Origin of the sequence: Paludisphaera borealis (assembly GCF_001956985.1) — a bacterium.
In the GTDB taxonomy this organism is placed as follows: Bacteria; Planctomycetota; Planctomycetia; order Isosphaerales; family Isosphaeraceae; genus Paludisphaera; species Paludisphaera borealis.
This window is the reverse complement of record NZ_CP019082.1, coordinates 4,854,645-4,877,077: the sequence shown is the minus strand read 5'-3', so window position 1 is coordinate 4,877,077 and position 22,433 is coordinate 4,854,645. Positions and strand designations below refer to the sequence as shown.

Sequence of the window (22,433 nt, the reverse complement as noted above, 5' to 3'; positions counted from 1 at the left end):
CGGCGTCTAGTTTTCCGTGGAAGCGCCGCCTTTTTGCAGCATCATCGGCTTGTCGGGAGGAAGGACCTTCATCCGCGGAGGGCCCGCCGTCTCGCTCGACTCCAGGATCGGAATCTCGATCTCGACCCGTTCCGGAATCTTGCTTCCCTTGAGAATCCCGGCGGCGACGTTGACGGCTCGGCGGAGCAGCCTGTCGACGCCGAAGACGCCGAGCGCCGCGTATTCGCCCATCATGACCTGGCTGCGAGCGGACTCGTTGGAGGAATAGCCGGCGATGACGAACCGATGGTCCGTCTTCAGGACGCCGGTCGCATCGTCGGCGGCCAGCATTCCGCCGGCGTCGACGGCGAAGACCAGCGTCGTTTCGGGGTGGGCCTTGAGGTACTCGACCAGCTTCGTCTCGCCGTCCTTGATCGTCTTGGCGAACGGCAGCTCCTCGATCTTCTTGACCCCGGCCGCCTTGAGGGCGTCGCGAAGCGCATTGACGCGGTCCTGGAAGAGGGCGTCGACGGTGGGGTCGACGAGGATCACGGCCCCGGCGTCGGTCGCGATCTTACCATTCTTGGCGGCTCGCATCGCGTCGGCGACGAGGGCCGCGGCCGACGGCTTGAGTTCTTCGTGCGCGACCAAGATCATCGGCGGCCCGACGGCGGACGCCGATTCGGATGCCGGCGCCTGCGAAACGGTCAGCCGACGGCCGATGGTCACGACCGCGACGCCGGCCTTCTGGGCTTCGGCGGCGGCGGCGATCAGTGTCGCGTCGGGTGCGTTCGGGACTTCGATCACAATGACCGGCGGCTTGCGGGTGATCGCCTTGCGGACGAGTTCGGCCTGTTCCGAAGCGGGCGCCCCTTCCGGCGGGGCCGTCACCTGGACCCTGGTCGTGTCCATGCCCGCCTGAAGCTTCGCGGAGGTTCTGAGCGTCTCGACGTCCGACTCGATCCGAGGCGTGAGGACCACCTCGATGACCTTGGCCGACGACGAGGTCGCGGAGATCCCGGTCGATGTTCGGGGCGTCGCCGCCTTCTTCGTCAGCTCGGGAGGGCGCGGCGGATTGAACGTGAACGTATCGCAGCCCGCCGCGAGAAGACTCATCGCCAGGATCAGCAGCCGGCCCTGAAGCCGGGATGCGCCTCGCTCGGCGCGCGGCCGATGATGGGGATCACTCTGATCGAAGCTGGGGCAGGTCATGGATTCCTCCGACGAGAAGCCGAACGAACGATCGATGGAGAATAAGAGCGTGGCGCTTGACTCTTACGTTGTAGAGGCCAAGGTCAACGCCGCTAGTTTACTCGAAATCGACGCAGGGGCGACACGATCGCGGGCGCGAATCGGCGAACGGTTCGAGAACGGCGTCAGCCGCGCTTCTTGCCGGCCCGGGCCTTCGCTTTGGCCTTCGCCTTAGCGCTCTGGCCCTGGGGGCTGGGCGCCGGCCGCGCCGAGCCGCCCCCCTGGGCGGCGCGAAGCTGCTGGATCTTGTCGCGGAGCGCGGCGGCGCGTTCGAATTCGAGTTTCTCGGCGGCATCGAGCATCTCGCCTTCGAGGGCGTCCAGGTACTCTTCGGTCGCGTCGGTCGCCTCGTCGCGGCCCACGGCCTCGCGGGCGACGGTGCGCGCCTGGATCTCTTCCTCGATCCCGCGACGGATCGCCTTGACCACCGACTCGGGGGTGATCCCGTGCTCGGCGTTGTACGCCGTCTGGAGCACGCGGCGGCGCTCGGTCTCGTCCATCGCCCGCTGCATCGAGTTGGTGATCCTGTCGGCGTAGAGGACGACCTCGGCGTTGACGTGCCGGGCCGACCGGCCGATGGTCTGGATCAGCGAGGTCTCGCTGCGTAGGAAGCCCTCCTTGTCGGCGTCGAGGATGCAGACCATCGAGACTTCGGGAAGGTCGAGCCCCTCGCGCAGCAGGTTGACCCCCACCAGGACGTCGAACGCCCCTTCACGAAGCTCGCGGAGGATCGTCATCCGCTCGATCGCGTCGAGCTCGGAGTGCAGCCACTTGCAACGCAGCCCCTGCTCCTTGAGGTAACGCGTAAGGTCTTCGGCCAGCCGCTTGGTCAGCGTGGTGACGAGCACGCGTTCCCCCTTCGCGGCCCGCTTCTTGGCCTCTTCCAGCAAGGCCGGGACCTGGCCCCGGGCGGGCTCGACCCGAACGACAGGATCGATCAGGCCGGTGGGACGGATGACCTGCTCGACGACCTCGCCGCCGGACATCGTCACCTCGTAGTCGCCGGGCGTGGCCGAGACGAACAGTCGACGCGCCGGCTTACTCTCCCACTCGTCGATCCGCAACGGGCGGTTGTCCAGCGCGCTGGGGAGGCGGAAGCCGTGCTCGACCAGGGTGAGCTTGCGGCTGTGGTCGCCGGCGAACATGCCGCGAATCTGCGGCAGCGAGACGTGCGACTCGTCGAGGATCAGCAAGCTGTCGGGCGGGAAGAAGTCGAGCAGCGTGTTGGGCGTCTCGCCGGCCTTGCGTCCCGAGAGGTGCCGTGAGTAGTTCTCGATCCCCGAGCAATAGCCGACTTCCAGGAGCATCTCCATGTCGTACCGGGTCCGGGCCGCCAGCCGCTGGGCCTCAAGCAGCTTGCCCTGCTCCTTGAGGGTTTGCAGCCGTTCTTCCAGCTCGTTGCCGATCGCCGCGACGGCCCCCTGAATCCGCTCTTCGGGGAGCACGAAGTGCTTGGCAGGGTACACGTAGAGGTCTTGATGGGTTTCGAGCACCGAGCCGGTCAGACCGTCGATCGTCGCCAGCCGCTCGACCTCGTCGCCGAACAGCTCGATCCGGAAGCCGAATTCCTCGTACGCCGGCCAGAGCTCGATCACGTCGCCCCGGACGCGGAACTTGCCGCGCTCGAACGAGACGTCGTTGCGGTCGTACTGGATGTCGACGAACTTCAGCAGCAATTCATCGCGGTCCACGAGGTCGCCGACCTTCAGACGGACCATCATCTTGCGATAGTCGTCGGGCGAGCCCAAGCCGTAGATGCACGACACGCTGGCGACGACGATCACGTCTTGCCGACTCACCAGGGCGCTCGTCGAGGCGAGCCGAAGCCGCTCGATCTCCTCGTTAATCGACGCGTCCTTCTCGATGTAGATGTCGCGCTGAGGGATGTAGGCTTCAGGCTGGTAGTAGTCGTAATAGCTGACGAAGTAGCGGACCGCGTTGTGCGGGAAGAACTCCTTGAACTCCGCGTAGAGCTGCGCGGCCAGCGTCTTGTTGTGCGACATCACCAGGGCGGGCTTGCCGTACTGGGCGATGACGTTGGCCATCGTGAACGTCTTGCCCGAGCCCGTGACGCCCATCAGCGTCTGGCTGGCGCGCCCGTCGGCCAACCCCTTGACCAGCTCGTCGATCGCCTGGGGCTGATCGCCGGCCGGCTGGTAAGGGCTGACAAGCTGATATTCGCTCATCGTATTCTGGTCTCGTCTCGCCTGGTAACCCGTCGTGAAGGTGACTTCGAAGTATAACCACGCCGTCGAGAATTTTCCCCCCGACGCAGCCTCGTAACTCCGACGCCGATCGTCGCTCCGAGTACAAGCCCGAAGCGCCAGCGAGTGCATGGTACCTGAACGGCCGACCGGAGATGCACTCGCTGGCGCTTCGGGCTTGTACTCGGACCCGGCCCACCGCGATCCCCATTTTCATGAGGCCGGGTGTCCCCACGGCGTCAGGATGGTTTGTACCGGCATCGCTTAATCGACCCGCGCCCCCCTGCGGGCGACGCGCGAGGCGACCGGCTCTTGAGGCGGCTCGATTCGCAGATGAGGCGCCAGCCGGGCGACGGTCGCCGGCCCGATCCCCCGGGTCCGCCGGTCCAGGTCGTCGAGCGAGACGAACGGGCTTTCTCGGCGGGCCTCGACGATCTGCGCCGCCAGCTTCGGTCCGATTCCGGGAAGCGCCGAGAACACCTCGACCGGTGCCGAGTTGAGGTCGATGACCAGCTCGGGAGCGAGGTGGACCGCACCTTCGGACTCCGAGCGCGCGCCTCGGCCGACGGCCAGCATCGTCAGCCCGGACAGCAGCGTCGCGAAGGCCAGAAGCCTGCGGACGTCGATCGTCCAGGGCCACGCATCGCCCGGCGCGGGCCGCCGCGGCTTCGACCGACTCGACATCCGTTCCGAAACGTCTTGCATCGCGACCACTTACGCCTGAGGCCCCGGGTCAACATCGCTCCCTCCGACGATACGAGACCACCACGTCCGATGGCAAGCCCCGCCCCGCTCGCGTGCGAGAGGTATACAATGAAAAGAGGAAGCGAAGACCGGGAGACGGATTCGAAGGAGGATTCGTTGATGACGACGGCGTCCCGAAGCATCGCGAGCCTGCAACCGGAATCGGCGGGCTCGCGGCAGGCCGACCCCGAACGGCTCGAACGGCGGGCGCGGGAGATCGGTCGCGAGCTGTTCGCGCGAGTCGGCCGCGCCTCGCGACCGTGGCGGCGCGGGTGGTGGGAAGACCGGTTCATGAACTGGATGCTCGACGACCCCCAGGTGCGGGCGCAGTTGTTCCGGTTCATCGACGTCCTGCCGGCGCTCCGCACGCCCGATTCGGTGGGTCGACACCTGACCGAGTACCTCGATGAAGCCGACGGCCGCGTCCCCTGGCTGTTACAAACCGCCGTCGACCTCGCGCCGCCGGGCACCGAGCGCGAAGTCTTGCTGGCGCGGGCCGCGCGGGGGGCGGCCGAGGTCATGGCGCGCAAATTCATCGCCGGCTCGACGCCCGACGAGGCGTTCCAGACGGTCCTGAAGCTGCGAAAGCGGCGGCTGGCGTTCACGGCCGACCTGTTGGGCGAAGCCGTCATCAGCGAGGCCGAGGCCGACGTCTACCAGCAGACCTGCCTCGACCTGATCCGCGGCCTCGCCGGCCCGCTGGCCGCCGTGCCCGAAGATCCGCTGATCGACCGCGACCACGACGGCCCGATCCCGCGCGTCAACCTGTCGCTCAAGCTGTCGAGCTTGACCACGTATTTCGACCCGATCCACACCGAGCAGACCATCGAACGCGTCGCCGCGCGCCTCCGTCCGATCCTCCAGACGGCCCGCGACCACGGCGCGTACGTCCACGTCGATATGGAGCAGTACGCCTTCCGGGCGCTCAGCTACGACCTGTTTCGCCGGGTGCTCGCCGAGCCCGCGTTTCGCGACTGGTCCGACGTCGGGATCGTCGTCCAGGCCTACCAGCCCGAGGCCGAAACCGAGCTGCGCGGCCTGCGCGAATGGGTCGAGCACCGAGGCGCGCCGATCACGATCCGGCTCGTCAAGGGAGCGTACTGGGACTATGAAGTCCTCACCGCTCGGCGGCTCGGCTGGCCCGAGCCCGTCTACCTCAACAAGTGGCAGAGCGACGCGAACTTCGAGCGCTGCACGAACTACCTGATGGAGCACCGGGCCGAGCTTCGGCCCGCGATCGCCAGCCACAACCTGCGGAGCCTCGCCCATGCGATCGCCGCCGCCGAGGCGTTCGGCGTTCCGCACGACGGCTACGAGCTGCAAACGCTCTACGGCATGGGCGACGCGATCCAGGACGCGCTCGTCGCGCGCGGGGCCCGCGTCCGGGTTTACACCCCCTACGGCGCGATGCTGCCGGGGATGGCGTACCTGGTGCGCCGGCTGCTCGAAAACACTTCGAACGAATCGTTTCTCAAGGCCAGCGGCTCGTCGAGCGTCCCCATCGACGACCTCCTTCGCAACCCCGAGGAGACCGGCGCCATGCTGTTGCGTTCCCGAAAACCTCGCCCCCAGGCGCCCGCGCCGGCCGCTGCCCTCGACGCCCTGCCGCCGTTCCGCAACCAGCCTACCGCCGACTTCGCCCGGGCCGAGAACCGCGAGGCGATGGCCGAGGCGCTTCGCAAGGTCGACCGCGAGCTGGGCAAGTCCTATCCGCTGCTCATCAACGGCGAGGCCGTCGAGACGCCCGGCCGGGTGATCGAATCGCTCGATCCCAGCCGGACCTCGCGGATCGTGGGACGGACGGCGTCGGCCGGCGCCGAACACGCCGAGGCCGCCGTGGCGTCGGCCCTGGCCGCATCGGCCGACTGGGCGGGCAAGCCGGCCGCCGAGCGCGCCGGGGTGATCGTCCGCGCCGCGGCGATCCTCCGCGAGCGACGGTTCGAGCTGGCGGCCTGGGAGGTTTACGAGTGCGGCAAGCCGTGGCGCGAGGCCGTCGGCGACGTCGCCGAGGCGATCGACTTCTGCGAGTTCTACGCCCGCGAGATGATCCGCCTGGCCGAGCCGCGTCGCCGCGACGTACCCGGCGAGACCAACGCCTGCGAGCACATCGCGCGCGGCGTGGCGGTGGTGATTCCCCCCTGGAACTTCCCGCTGGCGATCCCCTGCGGCATGACCGTCGCCCCGCTGGTCGCGGGGAACACGGTGATCCTCAAGCCGGCCGAGCAGTCGTCGGTGATCGCCTGGAAACTCGTCGAGATCCTCCGCGAAGCGGGCGTCCCCGACGGCGTGCTCCATTATCTCCCCGGCAGAGGCGAGGAGGTCGGCCAGGCGCTGGTGCATCACCGCGACGTCGATTTGATCTCGTTCACCGGCTCGCGCGACGTCGGCCTGCTGATCAACCGCCAGGCGGCCGAGACCCCGGCTGGGCAGTCGCACGTCAAGCGAGTGATCGCCGAGATGGGGGGCAAAAACGCGATCCTCGTCGACGAGGACGCCGACCTCGACGAGGCGGTCGTCGGCGTGATCGAGAGCGCCTTCGGCTACGCCGGCCAGAAGTGCTCGGCCTGCTCGCGGGTGATCGTGCTGGAGGGGATCTACGACGCCTTCCTCGCCCGGCTGGTCGAGGCCGGCAAGGCCGTCGTCGTCGGCACGGCGGCCGAGCCCGAGACGTTCGTCGGCCCGGTGATCGACGCCGACGCCCGCAAACGCATCCTCGAATATCGCCGGCTCGCCGCCGCCGAGGGCCGCGTGGCGCTCGATTCCGACGTCTCCGAACTGGTCGATCGCGGCTGGTTCGTCGGCCCGATGATCGTCGCCGACGTCCGGCCCGACTCCCGCATCGCCCAGGAAGAAATCTTCGGCCCGCTGCTCGCCGTCATCAAGGCGAAAGATCTAACGGAGGCCCTGGCGATCGCCAACGGCGCTCCGTACGCCCTGACCGGCGGCGTTTACTCGCGGAGCCCGGTGAGCATCGACCGCGTCCGCCGCGACTTCCGGGTCGGCAACCTGTATATCAATCGGACGATCACCGGGGCGCTCGTCGACCGTCAGCCGTTCGGCGGCTTCAAGCTCTCGGGCATGGGATCGAAGGCCGGCGGCTCCGAGTACCTGCTCGAATTCCTCCTGACCCGCTGCGTCACCGAGAACACCATGCGCCGGGGCTTTGCCCCCGACGAAGACCTCGCCACGGCCGCCGAGGGGGGCTGACTGGTCCGCCTTACGACGATGGGACGAATCACTACGGAGGACGCGGAGAACCTGGAGGGAAAACAACTCAATTGACCATGCGGGTGAGGCCGTCTCGCAGCCGAACGACGTTGAAGTTGAGAAGCAAGCCAACCCTCAGCCCGCTCAGCCTCAGGTACGAGAGAAGTTGAGCCTTGTGAATCGGCGTAATCTCGCTCACCGCCTTGATTTCAACAATGAGCACACCGGCAACCATCATGTCGATCCGATATCCGGCATCGATTCGGACGGCTTCATAGACCAGCGGCAGCGCGACCTGCGTCTCGACGTTCAAACCCCGTGTCCACAGTTCGTAAGCGATGCACGCTTCATAACAGGCTCGGACAAAACCCCAGGGAGACACCTCGGAAACCCAGGGGTTTGCGGTGGTCGCCTCAGTGCTTGGATTTGGTTTTGTTCGAGCCCCTTGCTACGCACCACAGACAGCCCGCGGTCCAAAGCGCCGAGAACCTCGGGGCGGCACCGGTTCTTCCGACCGATCGGTGCCGCCCGACGCCGATGGCCGTTTGCAATGAGGAAGTCGATGTCATCTACAAAGCTAAGGTTGCTCTGTATCGACTAATCATCGACTTTGACCTCTTTGACCTCGAGCTTAGAGGCTATCCCGTAATTCTAGAAGATCGTAAACTCTTGTCCTCCCAGGAGGTTCGCAGGATTCATCGCCGCAGGAGCACCGTTCGATGCGTAAGCCCTACCCGTCCGACCTGACCGACGAACAGTGGGCGATCGTCGAGCCCTTGATCCCCATTCCCCAGGTCGGACGGCCCCGGACCAACGACATGCGGGAGGTGCTCAATGCCATCCTCTACCTCAACCGCTCGGGGTGCCAGTGGGATATGCTGCCGCACGACCTGCCGGCCAAGAGCACCGTCTACAACCACTTCGCCCAGTGGCGGGACGACGGCACATGGCAACTCATCCTGGACGCCCTGCGCCGCCAGGTCCGCACGACGGCCGGGCGGGAGCCGTCCCCAAGCGCCGGGAGCATCGACAGCCAGACGGTCAAGGGGACCGAGACAGGGGGCGAACGGGGCTACGACGGCGGCAAGAAGCTGACCGGCGTGAAACGACATATCATCGTGGATACGCTGGGGTTGCTGCTGGTCGTGGCGGTCTCGGCGGCGTCCGCCGACGACGGGACGCACGCCCCCCAGGTGCTGGGGCGGCTGACGGCCGAGCATCGAAGCCGGTTGGCGTTGGTCTGGGGCGACGGCAAGTATCGCAACCACCACCTCGACGGATGGCTGGCGGAGGCCTCGGCCGGGTACAGGATCGAGGTCGTGGAGCGGCCGCCGGGAAGCCAAGGGTTTGTGAAGCTGCCGAGGCGCTGGGTGGTGGAGCGGACGTTCGCCTGGCTGGGGCGGCATCGGCGACACAGTCGGAATTACGAGCACCACGCCGAGAGCAGCGAGTCGATGATCCGCATCAGCTCTATTCATCGCATGCTCAAGTTCTTGAAGCCCGATCGCTCAAGGCCGGCGATCCCGTTCAAGTACCATAAAAACCAGGACATCATTACGGGATAGCCTCTTAGAGCAACGGATCACGCAGCGTTCTCCCCACCTGTCGAACTCCATTTCGAAGATCAGCTTGCCGGGCTTCGACGTCTCAGTCCGGCTATATCGCAGGAAATGGAGGCTATCGAAAGTGAGCGCCGCGAAGATTTCCCTGACCTCGTCGAAGTTGACGATCCCACCGAGCCTCACCCACGAGTGGGGATTCCCAGCCATGTCCAGGAATGAAAGATTCAGCTCTCTTCGAGGGCCGAACCTGACCTCGTCGATAGTCGTTCCATAGAAGTCGAGCCGGAGGTCAGGCAGGTCCATTCGCCTCTCCAGTAAACCACCGCGTGGACGTTCACACTCTGGCGTTTGCGTAATAAAAGTAAATCGGGCAATCGCCGGAGGGGACTTAGCTCGACTTGTGCAGTCTTGGGCTAGATATTGACTATTCGGCATTTCTTGATTCCTTAAGCCATTGCGTGCAAACGAGTCATGGATTTAGTGCCTTCTTGACCAATTACCCCGTAAGTCATTTCTGTGGCTACACTTAGGAAAAACTGCAAAAGTCGAGCTTAGAGGCTCGGACAAAACCCCGTGCAACGGGCACTTCCCCTGAGTTTCCAGAGATTTTGTCCGAGTCTCTCAGCACTTTCCAGTAGGCCTGGTCCCAATACGGAGTGGACCTTCATCGCCGCATTGATTATTGCTCCGCATAATCTCTTCATGAAGCATCCTCTATCCCTCCCATCGTCCCCTCCGCGTCCCCCGAGACCTCCGTGGTGAGCTTCTTCGAATATCACATGCTGCTGGATCTGGGCCAGATCACGATTCGGGGTTGGATGTTGTTCGTGGGCAGCCCTTAACCCGCGCGGCGACGACGGTCGGAAGGGGCCGAGCGGACGGCGATCGGGTCGGCGAAGCTCGCTCGAAGCGGGGCCTCGACGGCCTCGTAGTCGGCGAACCGCATCCGCACGCCCTCGTGGCGGGTGTTCGCGCCGAAGACGATCTCGAACTGGTCGGCGAGGCCGGCGTCGAGGACCGTGGCGATTCCGTACAGCCGTCCGAACGGCGGGATCGCCCCCGGCTCGCAGTTCGGGAAGAACCGCGTGACTTCCTCGGCGGTCGCCAGCCGGACCGCGCCCGGTTCTTGCCGCAACGCGGCGGCCAGGCGGTTCATGTCGATCCGCGAGGTGGCGGGCAGGACGGTCAGCACGTAGTCGCCGCCGGCCTTGACCAGCACCGTCTTGGCCACGGCCCGACCCGGCACGTGCAGGCTCCTCGCCAGCTTCGCCGCCGAGGAGGCGGGGGGATGCAGCAGGGTCTTGAACCAAACGCGATGACTGCGCAGATAGTCCACGAGATACATCGGTGTCGCCTCCAGAGGATGAATCGCCACTGGAAATATAGACGCTGCAAGACCCCCGAGGACCAAAACGTAAGGTTTCCGAGATCGCCGCAATCGCTATAACCCGCAAACTCTCAGTCCAAGCGTCCGGACCCCTTGCGCGGGGCCTCGGCGGTGTGCCGGGGAATCATCGCGGCGAATATTCCGAACCTCTTCGCCTGGAATTCGTCTTGGGTATGGAGGGGTGACTCTCTATCATGGAAGGCAGATGGACTCGTGGCGGGCGCGATGATCGCCGGGGCGCTCGGGAGAGGCTTCTAGCCTGTTGCCTGTTCTGAAGGTCGTGCCTCGGAGGAAAGTCCGGACTCCAAAGGGTGCGGTGGTGGGTAACGCCCACCGTTCGGGGCGTTTACGTCCCGGATAGGGAAAGTGCCACAGAAAGTAAACCGCCTCGACGACGGTGCGGAGCGGCTTGTCCGTTCCGTTTCGGAGCCGAGGTAAGGGTGAAACGGTGAGGTAAGAGCTCACCAGCAGGCCGGGTGACCGGTCTGGCTCGGCAAACCCCACCGGGAGCAAGACCAAATAGGGGAGCAGCGGGGATTGCAGCGCGGAACCAGGAAATCGGGCGACCGGTTTCTCAGCCGCTCTCAACGCCCCGCACGGATCGGCCCGGTCCGTTATCGACTCCCGGGTAGGTCGCTTGAGGCGTCGGGAGACCGGCGTCCCAGAGAAATGATCATCCGAGACCGGATGAAACGGTTCGCCGTCTCAACCGTTCTTGACAGAATCCGGCTTACGCAGCCCGCCACGAATCCTCTGTTCCATGCTGATTCACTTCATCGGGGACGCCCCGCCGGGCGTTCCCCTTGGGTCAAAGACAAACCGTCATGACGCCGTGGAGACACCCGGCCTCATGAAAATGGACTCGCGGTCGGCCGGGTCCGAGTACAAGCCCGAAGCGCCAGCGAGTGCATGGACCCGAACGGCCGACCGGAAATGCACTCGCTGGCGCTTCGGGCTTGTACTCGGGCATGCGCTGGTTCGTCCCAAGGCTATTTTCAGAGCAGAGCAAAGCAGAGCAGAACGCAAACGAGGGGCTTGCGCCCCCCGTTTTTTGCATCTCGTTGTTCGACGCCCCGCCCCGATCAGAATGCGCTGCCGGCGAGGATGCGGATGTTCGCGTAGGGGCTGAACTCGGCCGTCCGGATGATTCCCTTGACGTCGAGCGATTGTTCCTTGAACTCGTGGAACGGGATCTCGTCGACGTCGATGTCGCCGAGGATCTTCATGATCTCGTGGTAGAGCCTCGGACTGTGCTCCTTGATCTCGGCGGGGACGGCGATCGCCTCGATGACGAGTTCTTCGGCGACGGCGCGCACGACGTCCAGGAGCCGGGGGATGCCGGGGGTCAGGGTCAGGTCGATGACGTGGCCGTCACTCGGCAGCGGGTACGCGGCGTCGACGATCAGCAGCTCGTCGGTGTGCCCCAGTTCGGCCAGCAGCGAGCAAATCGCCGGATTGAGAATACCGCCCTTTTTCATGGCGCGCCCCTTTCGCAAGTCGGGTCCGATCAGGTCATTCTGTTGCGGAGACGAAGCCGGTGGCCGGTTCCCGAAAAGGATCGACGCGCCCGGCCTGGCGTGCCGTCGGCACAACCGTCCGAAAAGGAGGGGTTTCAGCGCCCTCGACTCCCTAAGTATAACGGTTGAAGAAGGTGGGCTCCACCCGAAGAGGCGCATCGCCGGGGCGCCGACAGCCGGGCCGAACCTTAAATAAGCTTCCCTGGACGACGAGACGAACCGCGATGCGAACGAACTCGGCGGCCGACGGTCGATCCCTGCCAACCCTGGCCCTTGGCGTCTTCTGCGCGCTGGCGGCGGCCTCGTGCGACGGCCGTCAGACGGCCTCGGAGACCGCGGTCGTCGGCGCCAAGGCGCCCGACCCTCCCCTCGATCCCAACATCGTCCGATCGGGCGCGGCCGTCCAGGACCTCGACGACCCCCGGCTGGCGTATCTCCGCGAGGCCTCGATCCGGTGGCGGCGGTTCCAAGGGCCCGAGCGGATGGTCGTCGACCAGGTCTGCCTCGTCCCCGACGTCCCGACTTTCCTCGCGACCGTCGCCGGCTGGGACGAGCGGCACTTCTTTCCGATCCTGATCGACGACCCCCAGTGGACGCTGCCGTTCCTCCGGGCGTTCCGGCCCGCCCGAATCGTCCGCTGCCAGCCGACGTCGCCGACCGCGAACCGATCGCCGGGCAACGCCGCTTACGACCGCTGGCAAGACGCCCTGACAGCCGTCAGTCGAGGGTGGGTGCACGAAGCCCCGGGGGACGCCAAGCTTCCACCCGCCGGCGCCTTCCCGAGGCAGGCCGGGCTGACTCCCCCGGGGGCCGTTTTGAGCCATCCCGAGAGCCCCATGCTGGCCGCCGCCGTGGCCCTGGCCGCGGGCCGATTTCAGCCGCTCCTGCGCGTCGAGCCGATGACCGTCGAGGGGGGGCTGCGAAACGCCCAGAACGGCCCCAAGACCCTTGGCTTCACCGACGCGCCCACCGAAGACCAGGCGGTCGAGTTCGCGCGCAAAGTCCAGTCGCGAATCGTCCCCCTGGCGGCCTCCCACGAACGGCTCGGCGACGACCTCGATTTCCTCACCCTGGCCGGAGACTGGCCGTACCGCTACCGGGTCGACTCCGGGCCGGACTCCGTACGCGGCGAGCGCGCCGTCGACGACCTGATCGGCCGCGTGCTGGCTCCCGGCCCCTACGATTCGGACAAGGCGCTGCTGCGGTGGGCCTACACCGGCCGAATCCTGGGCGATCCACCGGCCAGCGTCTACCGCGCGATGTGCTCCCTGTTCTTACAGCCGGAAACCGCCCTCTTCTGGGACACCTACGGCGGCGGTCGCCCCTGGGAGGAGTACGAGATGACCTCCGCCGCGACGACCTTCGGCGTGATCCGACCCGAACGCGGCGCGGTCGTCGCGCGATCCGGCGACGGCTCCGACCTGGCGAGCTGGCATCACGTCTTTCAGCCGGTCGACCGCTTCGGCCTGCTCATGATCAATTCGTCCGGCGAGCCAAAACGGTTCGCGATCCGCCGAGGCCCAGGCCGACCGTCCGACGTCCCGTTCGGCGGGCCGGCGGTCGTGTCGATGATCCACAGCTTCTCGGCGGCCCTTCCCGACGACCCCTCGACGATCGCCGGCCGATTCCTCGACCACGGAGCCTATATCTACTTCGGCTCGATGTACGAGCCCTACTTGCCGGCGTTCCGGACCCCTCGCCTGCTCGCGCAGTTGATCGTGGCCCAGGTTCCGCTGGGCGCGGCGCTTCGGGAAGGGCCGTACGAACGGTTCGGCCTCCCCTGGCGGCTCGTCTACCTGGGCGATCCGCTGTTCCGCGTCCATCCCTCGCCGTCGCTGTACAGGCCGGTGCGGATGAGCCCCGAACACTGGAGCGAAATCGGCGCCGGCCAGTCGGCCCCGCCGGTCGCGATCATCGGGCGGGAGGAAGACCGCGAAGACCGCCCCGCGACTGACGCGGGCCCGGCGGAAACGCTCGACTGGTGCCTCGACGCCGCCCTGCTCTCCTTTCGCGGCCCGTCGCACGACGAGTCCCCGACCGCCTCGCCGCCGAGCTTTGCGCCGGCCGTCGTCGACCTCCGGGAATTCCTCGTCGCGATCGATCGCGACCGCCTCGATCCGGGCCGACGGTCGATCCTCGACGAGCTGATGATCGACCAGTCGACGACCGCCGGCGCGTCGTGGCCGCTGCTCCAGTGGCTGCTCCGGATCGCCCCCCAGGACCGCTCGTCGCGCGTCTGGCGCGCCATCGAGACGACGGTCATGAACCGGTTCGCCGACTTCACCCGGGTCGACGACTTCGCCAACGCCCTCGACTTCTGGACCGACCAGATCCTCCGGCCCTGGCCGCCGGGCTCGGAATTCCCTTCCCATTTCACGGAGCGATTCGGAGCGGTCGCCGATCCCCCGCGCCGGCTGGAACCCTACCGGCGTCGCCTCGCCGACGCCCTGAGCCGGCTGACGGCCCGCGATCCGTCATCCGCACAAATATCCTTGCTGGCCGCCGAACTGAAGCGCGTCGAGGAGGCTTCGAAACGATAGGGTATACTTGCGCCGGCGGATTGTTTGCGGAACGGAAACAGCCGCCGTTGTGTGACTTCCAATGGCCATGCCACTCCGGAGGCGCATGCGGCGACCTCGCATGTGCGGAACCGTGTTTCGACGCCACGTCCATTTGGGTATCGCCTGCACATGCTTCGTCGTGTCAAGCCTTGCCGGCTCAGCCAGCCAGGCTCAGAGCGTCTTGCCGACGAAGGCCACGCCGCAGACCGTCTTTGGCGCCCCTCAGTCGCCACGCGTTCTTTATCAGGGGAGCCCCTTCACCCCCCGGCCGATCGCCCCTCCCACGCCTCTCCTTCAACGACCGATCGTGAGTACGCCTCAAGCCTCTGCTCAGGGATCGTCAAACCCCTGCGCCTGTTATTTTCCCCAGGGATATTGCCCGTTCCCGTACGGCAATTGCTCGCTTCCCCAGGGAAATTGCGTCGCCCCCGCGCCCCAGTATTACGGCCCGGCGCCGTCGGGACAGTGGTTCGGCGCGTCTCCCCAGGGCTATTAGCGCGGTTTTCCCCTGAATGGCTCATGGCGCTCGCCGCCCGATATCAAACCAAGCCGCATCCGCTCTGACGTCGCGTTCGCCGGGGAGCCGCCATGTCTCAGCCAGCCGTGTTGGAACTCGATGAATTCCTCAGCCCGATCTCGCCGGACGATCCCGTCGGCGATTACCTGCGCTGGGAAGACGCTTACGCGGAGCTTGAAGAATCGCGGCGGGCGGACGAGGACGCTGGGGAGGTCGACGTCTGGAAGCGGCAGCGAAAGACCGCGGACTGGAACGCGATCCTTAAGCTTGGAACCGAGCTGCTCCGCGAGAAGACCAAGGACCTTCAAATCGCCGCCTGGGTGGCCGAGGCGCTGGCTCACCAGCATGGGCTCGTCGGGATTCGAGACGGGCTCAAGTTGGTGGGGGCGCTTCAGGAGGCTTTCTGGGAGGAAATCCATCCCGCCCGCGGCGACCTCGAATTTCGCGAGGGAGTCTACGATTTCCTCGACCACGAGCGACTGATTCCGCTGCTGGTGAAAAACGCGCCCGTCACGTACATCCCGGGCTCGCCGGAGCTCAGCTACTCCTGCCTGAAGTACGAAGAGTCGCGGAAAGCGGACAACCTTTCCAAACGCATGTCCAGTGACGAGGACCAGCAGGCCATCCACCTTGAAGGCCGGCTCCGAGGAGAGAAGTTCGACGAGGCGTTCCGGGCGACCGACCGTCCGTTCTACGTCGACCTCTTCGCGCTGATCGAGGAATGCCTGGCCGTCGTCGATCAAATCAACGCAGTCATCAAAGCGCGATGGCCGGCGAAACAGCAGGCGCCTCAACTCAATCGGATCTTTATCGCGCTCACCGAGGTGAAGAAGCTCGTCGGCCAACTGCTGGCGAAAAAGCCGGCCGCGGAGCCGCCGCCCCCCCGCCCACGGAGACCGATGACGGGTGGGGCGATTCGGAAACCTCCGAAGAACACGAGGTCGAGGCGTCCGACGAGTCCCAGGCCGACTGGAGTTCGGAGCCCGCCGAAACGTCGGCGCCCGCGCCTCGAAAGCCGGCTCGACGACGTCCAGCGGGGGGAGAGCTCGACTCCGTAGACGACGCGCGCGAGCAGATCGCCGATGCCGCCCATTTCCTCCGGCAAGCTGACATCGCCGATCCCACGTCATACCTCGTCCTCAGGGCGCTCGCGATGGGGGGTGCCTTCGCGAACGCCGGCGAGATCGATTCCTCGCAACTCACGCCCCCCTCGAGCGAGGTCCGCGAGAAGCTCGTCCAGGCCGCCCGGGCCGATGACGAGGATCACTGGGCGTCATGCCTCGATGAAGCCGAGCGCGCGATGGGCCGGGCCGAGGGGCGCGGATGGCTCGACCTCCATTGGTACGCCTGCAACGCGCTCACCGCCCTCGGATACGACAACCCCGCGCGAGCCTGCAAGGCGCTCCTAAAGGCCTTTCTTCAAGCGTATCCCGCGTGGCCCGACGCGGAATTGAGAGACGGAACTCCGACCGCCTCGGGCGGCACCCGCGCCTGGCTGCAAGCGGAGGATCTCCTCGACAAACCTGAGAAGACTTCCGCCGTCGGGCTCGCCAGGCTTCAGGAATCCTCCGCACCGGCTCCAGTCCCCGCCGGCGACGCGATCGGGCAGGCGTCCGCCGTCCCGGCCCACCGCGATCCTTGGGACGAGGCCCAGGCGCTTCTTCACGCCGGCAACCTCTCGGAGGCGCTCTCGATCATGGCCAAGGCCGCGCGCCAGGCAGGGAGCGGTCGGGAGCGGTTCATCCGCGCGCTGCAACAAGCCGAACTCTGCATCGCGCTGAATCGCAGTGCGCTGGCGCTTCCCATCCTTGAGGGCCTCGCCCAGCGCGTCGATGAGCTTCATCTGGATCAATGGGAAGACACTCCCCTCTGCGCTCGCGTTTTCTCGAACCTCTATCAATGCTTGCGCGGCCGCGATGACACGCGTGCAAGCGTGATTTACGACCGGCTCTGCCAACTCGACATCGGCCTTGCGCTCCAGATGGAAGGAAATTAATTTTCCCCGCCCAGGCGGCATAAAGCGAAAATTCGGATAAAGCGCAAAAAATCGAAGAACCTGCGAATCCCGCCCAACCGATAACACGGACATCAAAGAATCAAGTAGCTTGACGGCCTCAAGGAATTTCGCGGGATGCGGGATTCCTTTGCCGGAGGCATCGAGGCTTCAAGCTACGGTTCCGCATGAGTGACGAGATCGGGGCAACCCGCTCGCCCGAGCGTGTCGGCGCCCTCGTGGTGAATAACCGTAAGCATGGACGCGATGGAAGGAGCCGGTCAATCATGACTCCCAAGGCAGTAATGATCTGCTTATTCGCGGGGCTGCTCACAGGATGCTCGAGCGTCGCCGTGATCAAAAATCCCTCCGTTTCCGACACCGGTATTCGATACTGGCGGCCGAAGCCTTACCTGTTGGTGACGCCGGCCGATGCGACCGGTCGCATGGTCAAACTCAAGCTGGAATATCTCCCGGACTACTCCGAAGAGTATTCGATCCATCCTCAGGGTAAGAAGCCGCCCCAGGTTCAGCTCAAGGACGGCTGGAACCTGGTCGCGGTCGGCGGCCCCGCTCCGCCGCCGGAGAAGCCCGAGGAAGCGGCGCCGCCCCCGCCGCCGCCCGCCGGCGATCCGATGAAGCTGCCCGAATACGTCGTCGCCGCGACCAATATCCCGATCGGTTACTACGAGTCGGTCTTCGACAGCACGGGGACCAAGAAGTATCTCAAGGGCTGGCGCTACGTCGGCATGACGCCCATGGGCGGCGGCAACCCGATCGGCATGGATCCGAAGGGCCTCCCCAACGGCGGTCTGCCTCCAGGCTGTCCCCCGCCGACGCCGGGTTCCTCGATCTCCGGCCCGCTCTATGGAATGGTCTTCTTCAACGGTGTGATGTCCTTCCGCCAGCTCGACGAGATCGCCAACAACATGACGTGCCCGCAGTACGTCAAGCTGACCCCGGACGCACCGGTCGCCGCCACGTCCACTGGAGCGGAGACCACGACGGAACGCTCGACCAACCAGGGAACCGAGACTCAGCGAGAAGGTGCCGAGGCCAAGCCTGAAAAGCCCTCGACCTCTCCGCCCGCGACTCCGTCGGTCACCATTCCTCCGGGCGCGGCCTGGAACAGCGTTCCGACTCCCCCCGTCGCCCGGAACGACGATAAGCTCATCCAGGCGTCGGCCGTCGCCGCCCCCGTCAAAATCAAGATCCCGCCTCCTCGGATCTTTGCGACCCCCGGCGGCGCTCACTAGACGTCAGCTCGCGCCGAATCGAGACTTCGCGGCGTCCCGGAATCCGATCCGGGACGCCGTTTTCGTTTTCCGACGCGGTAGATCGAGATCAGCTTCGAGCGTGTGAAGAGGTGCGACGCCGCCGCCGTTCCTCCACATCGTAATTCGCGTGATCGGGCCGCGTATTCTGTTGGCGGCCGTCGAGTTTTCGATTGAGGTGATGATCGAATAGCCAGTATCGTAGCGATAGCCCCGCGCGATCGCGCGACGGGCCGGCCCTATCGAATTCCAGAAGAGTCTCGCCATCATGTCGACCGCAGCCTCGCTCCCGGTTCGGATCACGAAGCCGCGGCTTTCGCTTCTGATTCTGGAAAGCGCCCTCACGGCGGTCGCCGTCGTTCTCCTGGCGTGGCTGTTGTTCTGGTTCATCCGGCAGCGATCGAGAGAATTGCGCATCGAGGCGTTGTACGTCGCCCCGGCGCTCTCGACCGGAACAGACGCTCCCTTTCAGGCGGCCGACGTCCGGTCCCTCCGCGGCGTCGGACCGACCGACGACGTGGCGGCCGTCGGCCCCGACGGACTCACCGACGCGGTCAAGAACATCGTCTCCCGATCAGACGCCGCCGTGGTCGTCTACGTCTCCGCCCCGGTGATCGGCAACGGTCCTGACGCCATGATCGGCTCGGCCTCCATCCGATCCCTGATCGACATGGTCGTCAAAGACGCCCGGCGCGACGTCGTGCTGGCCCTCGACCTGGCGCAAGTCGACAGCGATCGCGACCTCGGCGTCTATGGAAACTGTCCCTACGAGGGGCTCGCCGAGATGGTATCGGGGCTGACGGCGGGCGACCGCTGCGTCTACATCCTGACCTCGAGCGCCCCGGCTCAGAAGAGTTGGGGGGCCGACGGCCTGGGCCGGTCGACGTTCGCCCATTACCTGCGCGAAGGACTCAGCGGCAAGGCCCAAGGCTGGGACGCGCCAGAGACTTATGGACAGGTGTCGGCCGAGGGGCTCCACCGTTACGTCCACCGCCACGTCTCGCACTGGGCCAAGGACCATCGCAACGCGGTCCAGACGCCCATGCTCGTGAGAATCGGCGGCGGCTCTCGAAAAATCACCCTCCCTTACCGCAAAGACCTTGGCGAGCAGCCTCCACGGCACGACGAAGCCGCGCTCGCCGCGAAGCCGGCCGCAGCCTCGGCATCCGCGCCCGAACCGACCGAAAACCCCGCGACGGCGAAGAAGGACGCCTCGGCCGCCGAGAAGAACGCCCCCACGGCCGAGCCGACCAAAGTGGAGCCGTCCGCGCCCCGCGATCGAGTCTTCGCGGACTTGATCAAGGAATGGAAGCAGCACGACGACCTGCGCAAGCAAAGACCCTATCACGAGCTTCCCGAGACCTGGCGGTCGTACCAGGCCGGCCTCTTGCGCGCCGAACGGTGGTTGCGGGCCTCCTGGCGCAACCCCGAATCAATCGATTCCGTTCAGAAGGCGCTCGAAGACGTTGGACGTCGGCGCGGCGAGCTGCAAGATCGACTCAAGACGATCCTGGATTCGGACGCCGCGTTCCCCTTGCGGCCGGCGCGAGGCGTGGAGGCGGGAAAACGGGCGATCACCGATTCCCTGATCTACCTGACCGGGGCCGGACCGGAAGAAGACGACCTCTACGCGGCCCCCCCCTTGGCGAAAGAGGCGCCCGACGCGCCGAAAGCGGCGAAGCCCAAGCCGATCGATCCCCCGAAAGCGCTGGCCGACGCCCTGTTCGGCGGCTTTCCGGAGCCGTACCTCGAACTCCAGTTGCCCGCATGGGCATTGCGGTTCAGCCAGGAATTCGCCGCGCCCGACCACTTCAAGGACGACCGGCGGGGCTCGATTCTCCGCCGGCTGGTCCAGGTCCGCGCCCGCGCCGAGGACGCTCTCGCGCTCGATCGCCGGGGCCTCGATTGGATCCGACCGATCTTGTCCCTGAGCGACGATCAGCGGCGAGCCGCGCAAGACCAGCTTTTCGCCCCCGATTTGACGACCGAAGACGTCGCGCGGCAACTCAACAGCGACATCGCCCGGTTCGATAGAAACTACGCCTCGGCCCTCGAAGTCGTCCAGGTTTACCAAGACGCCCGTAAGACCTGGGAGCGGGCCGCCGCCGAGCTTCCCGAACTCGCGGAATGGGCCGTCCGCGCCGGCCAGGGAGCCCCGACCGTCCAATCGCTGCCCACAAACCCGCTGCCCTCGGCCGTCGAGCGAGGGCTGAGCGCCGCGGCTGCTCTGGTCGATATTCTTGATCGAAGCCCGCCTCCGGAGAAAGGCGCGAGCTTTCTCGAACTGATTCAGAAGCCGGCGAGCGACCTCCAGGCCGCGACCCGAAACGCCCAGGTCGCCATCGACGAACTCGAGAAACAGCTTTTCAACACCTTGCGAACCGACGGGCCGCGTGAGTGGATCGCGCTCGACGCGGCGCTCCGGACTCCGCTCGTTCCCGTGGAGAACCGTCGGCGGTTGCTCGATACGATCCTCAACATGGGGGAACGGCTGGAACTCAAGGCTGACGCGAGCACGATCGACGCCGCCGAGAACACGCCCGACCCCGGTTTCTGGAGCCGCGCGATGGGCTTGGCCGGGCTGGACCGGGACCTGCGTCGGATCGGTCGCGCCGATCACCCCGAGACGGAAGACTCGGCCCGGTTCCTCAAAGACGCGTGGTCGATCGTCCAGACTGCGCCCGCCGCCCTCGACACGGTCGCCCGAGCGACGCCTTTGCTCAAGCAGTATGAGGCTGCGGCGATGAAAGAGCGCGTCCAGAACAGCGGCGCGAGGGGGGAACGCCATCGAGAGAACGACCGGAAGCCGGAAGACGTGGGGCTCAGTCTCCGCCTCGACGACCGGGCGGTCCGGCTCCTCTGCGATGGTGCGATCCGACGTGAAGATTTACCGGCCGACGCCGTCTCACAGAACTGGGAGGCGTTCGCGAAATACGACACGCTCTTGTTCCACATCGAACGGCTCCGGCAAGACTACGCCCCAACCACCGCCAGTCTCCGGAGACTCGTCGAAGAACTCGCCAGGCCGCTCGGGATCGCGGAGAATCGCGACCGTCCGCGAGTCAGCCCGACGTTGCGGATCGTCACGACGCCCCCCGCAAGCTCGTCGCTCAAGATCGGCGAGGACGGCAAGGCCGCACTGTCGATCAGCGTCGGGCCGCCCGAGGACGGCGTCGTTCGGTCGGAGCCGCTTCCACGAGGCAAGGCGTTTCTCGGCGTCGCCGCGCCGCCGCCAGGCCTGCGGATCAGCAGCGTGGATTCCGCTTCGAATTCTCCTCCGGGCAGATTGGAAGAGGTCGGCCCCTCGGCTCAAGAAGGGCGTCCAGTGAAGTTCACCGTCAGTCAGGTGGATCTCAAGAGCAACGAGACCCCGTTCAAGGCCCTGGCGAAAATCTTCTTCCGGGGACGCGTGGACGAAGGGGGCGCAGCCGTCGTCGACGTCATTCCCAAGGCGTTTCCGAACCTGGTTCTCGTCGATATCGCGCAAGATCCCCAGGATCTGGAAACCCGGTTCGGCAAGGGGGCGGCGGAGCGGATCGAGGATCAGTTCAAGCGGCATCCCCGCGAAGGCTACATGCACGAAGGGAAGCACGCCGCGTACATCTTGACCCTCAAGAACGTCACGTTTCAGAAACTCACCGTCGCCTATAAACGGACGCTCAGCGACCCCGGCAACACGGCGCAGCCGATCCCGATCGACGAGGCGGAGAAACAGCTCACGATCGCTCCCGGAGAGAGCGTCTCGATCTCAGGCAAGGTGACGTCCCTTGAGGCGCCGAAAGGCCAGGTCCGCGACTTGAAGGTGTCCCTGAGCGTCAAGGAGAGCAAGGAAGCCGTCCCGGAGTTCGTCGTCAGGTTCCGCCAGATCGACCATACAAGCTACATGGTTTTCGAGACGTTCATCCGCCCCGACGACTTCGAGAACGTCCGCCAGCAGTGCTACGTGGTGCGGTTCACGCGACGCGCGGACGACCCGGTCAGAGAGCCCATCAAGGGGGGCGAACTCAGTTGCACGATCGAGGGCGTGACCGGCCGAGGCCTGAGCGCCGAGGCCGAGATCTTGCCCGGCGAGTCGATCAAAACCACGCGCCCCGCCGTCTCGGGAAAGAATCAGTTCACCTGGACCGGCAGGGTTGAAAACGAGGTGCTGCCGCCGCGGCAAGCGCCCTGAATCATCAAGAAACGGGTATCATTGCGATCAGATCAACGAGCACGGGGGGTCTCCTGGCGCCGAGAA

At 65.8% G+C, this 22,433-nt stretch carries 14 protein-coding genes and 1 other RNA gene; 8 read left to right on the top strand and 7 right to left on the bottom strand.

Annotation, left to right across the window (positions count from 1 at the left end; all coding sequences use genetic code 11):
* Nucleotides 1-6: 6 nt before the first annotated feature.
* The 3 genes from BSF38_RS18785 to BSF38_RS18775 all read right to left on the bottom strand — a co-directional run bounded on the left by BSF38_RS18785 (nucleotide 7) and on the right by BSF38_RS18775 (nucleotide 4,139).
* Nucleotides 7-1,191: a sugar ABC transporter substrate-binding protein gene (locus tag BSF38_RS18785; RefSeq protein ID WP_076348182.1), complete on the bottom strand. Its 1,185-nt coding sequence runs from the start codon at nucleotides 1,189-1,191 to the stop codon at nucleotides 7-9.
* A gap of 164 nt (nucleotides 1,192-1,355) precedes the next feature.
* Entirely contained in the window at nucleotides 1,356-3,416 is a 2,061-nt protein-coding gene (uvrB, locus tag BSF38_RS18780; RefSeq protein ID WP_076348180.1) for an excinuclease ABC subunit UvrB, read from the bottom strand.
* 282 nt (nucleotides 3,417-3,698) lie between these two features.
* A complete protein-coding gene (locus BSF38_RS18775; RefSeq protein WP_076348178.1) occupies nucleotides 3,699-4,139 on the bottom strand; it encodes a ComEA family DNA-binding protein in 441 nt (146 codons plus the stop codon).
* 159 nt (nucleotides 4,140-4,298) lie between these two features.
* Between BSF38_RS18775 and pruA the strand changes: the two genes are divergently transcribed.
* Complete coding sequence (gene pruA, locus BSF38_RS18770) at nucleotides 4,299-7,385, top strand: L-glutamate gamma-semialdehyde dehydrogenase (protein ID WP_083713946.1); 3,087 nt, start codon at nucleotides 4,299-4,301, stop codon at nucleotides 7,383-7,385.
* Between the two features lie 67 nt (nucleotides 7,386-7,452).
* Here the strand turns inward: pruA and BSF38_RS18765 are convergent, their stop codons facing one another.
* Complete coding sequence (locus BSF38_RS18765) at nucleotides 7,453-7,767, bottom strand: GxxExxY protein (protein WP_076348176.1); 315 nt, start codon at nucleotides 7,765-7,767, stop codon at nucleotides 7,453-7,455.
* 337 nt (nucleotides 7,768-8,104) lie between these two features.
* On the opposite strand from BSF38_RS18765, the gene BSF38_RS18760 reads away from it, so the two are divergent.
* Nucleotides 8,105-8,950, top strand: coding sequence for an IS5 family transposase (locus BSF38_RS18760; RefSeq protein WP_076344890.1), 846 nt, complete (start codon nucleotides 8,105-8,107; stop codon nucleotides 8,948-8,950).
* Here BSF38_RS18760 and BSF38_RS18755 read toward each other — a convergent pair.
* The gene (locus BSF38_RS18755; RefSeq protein ID WP_076348174.1) at nucleotides 8,894-9,250 is read right to left on the bottom strand and encodes a hypothetical protein; all 357 of its coding nucleotides are present in this window, start codon (nucleotides 9,248-9,250) and stop codon (nucleotides 8,894-8,896) included. The two genes, BSF38_RS18760 and BSF38_RS18755, sit on opposite strands and share 57 nt — an antisense overlap.
* Before the next feature lie 535 nt (nucleotides 9,251-9,785).
* Entirely contained in the window at nucleotides 9,786-10,292 is a 507-nt protein-coding gene (locus BSF38_RS18750; RefSeq protein WP_076348149.1) for an aminoacyl-tRNA deacylase, read from the bottom strand.
* Nucleotides 10,293-10,595: 303 nt separating this feature from the next.
* Between BSF38_RS18750 and rnpB the strand changes: the two genes are divergently transcribed.
* An RNA gene (gene rnpB, locus BSF38_RS18745) (RNase P RNA component class A) lies at nucleotides 10,596-11,084 on the top strand.
* A 332-nt stretch (nucleotides 11,085-11,416) separates the two neighbouring features.
* On the opposite strand, the gene rbsD is transcribed toward rnpB, so the two are convergent.
* Complete coding sequence (rbsD, locus tag BSF38_RS18740; protein ID WP_076348147.1) at nucleotides 11,417-11,812, bottom strand: D-ribose pyranase; 396 nt, start codon at nucleotides 11,810-11,812, stop codon at nucleotides 11,417-11,419.
* Between the two features lie 263 nt (nucleotides 11,813-12,075).
* Between rbsD and BSF38_RS18735 the strand changes: the two genes are divergently transcribed.
* From BSF38_RS18735 to BSF38_RS18710, 5 genes are all read left to right on the top strand, one after another.
* Nucleotides 12,076-14,391 (top strand): hypothetical protein, encoded by a 2,316-nt coding sequence (locus BSF38_RS18735; protein WP_076348145.1) that lies wholly within the window; start codon nucleotides 12,076-12,078, stop codon nucleotides 14,389-14,391.
* 609 nt (nucleotides 14,392-15,000) lie between these two features.
* A complete protein-coding gene (gene tssA, locus BSF38_RS18730) occupies nucleotides 15,001-15,987 on the top strand; it encodes a type VI secretion system protein TssA (RefSeq protein WP_083713077.1) in 987 nt (328 codons plus the stop codon).
* A 17-nt stretch (nucleotides 15,988-16,004) separates the two neighbouring features.
* Nucleotides 16,005-16,925 (top strand): type VI secretion system domain-containing protein, encoded by a 921-nt coding sequence (locus tag BSF38_RS18725; protein ID WP_237170927.1) that lies wholly within the window; start codon nucleotides 16,005-16,007, stop codon nucleotides 16,923-16,925.
* Between the two features lie 284 nt (nucleotides 16,926-17,209).
* Nucleotides 17,210-18,178: a hypothetical protein gene (locus BSF38_RS18720; RefSeq protein WP_145952223.1), complete on the top strand. Its 969-nt coding sequence runs from the start codon at nucleotides 17,210-17,212 to the stop codon at nucleotides 18,176-18,178.
* A gap of 286 nt (nucleotides 18,179-18,464) precedes the next feature.
* On the top strand, nucleotides 18,465-22,367 hold the full coding sequence (locus BSF38_RS18710) for a hypothetical protein (protein ID WP_076348135.1): 3,903 nt from the start codon (nucleotides 18,465-18,467) through the stop codon (nucleotides 22,365-22,367).
* The last annotated feature ends 66 nt before the right edge of the window (nucleotides 22,368-22,433 follow it).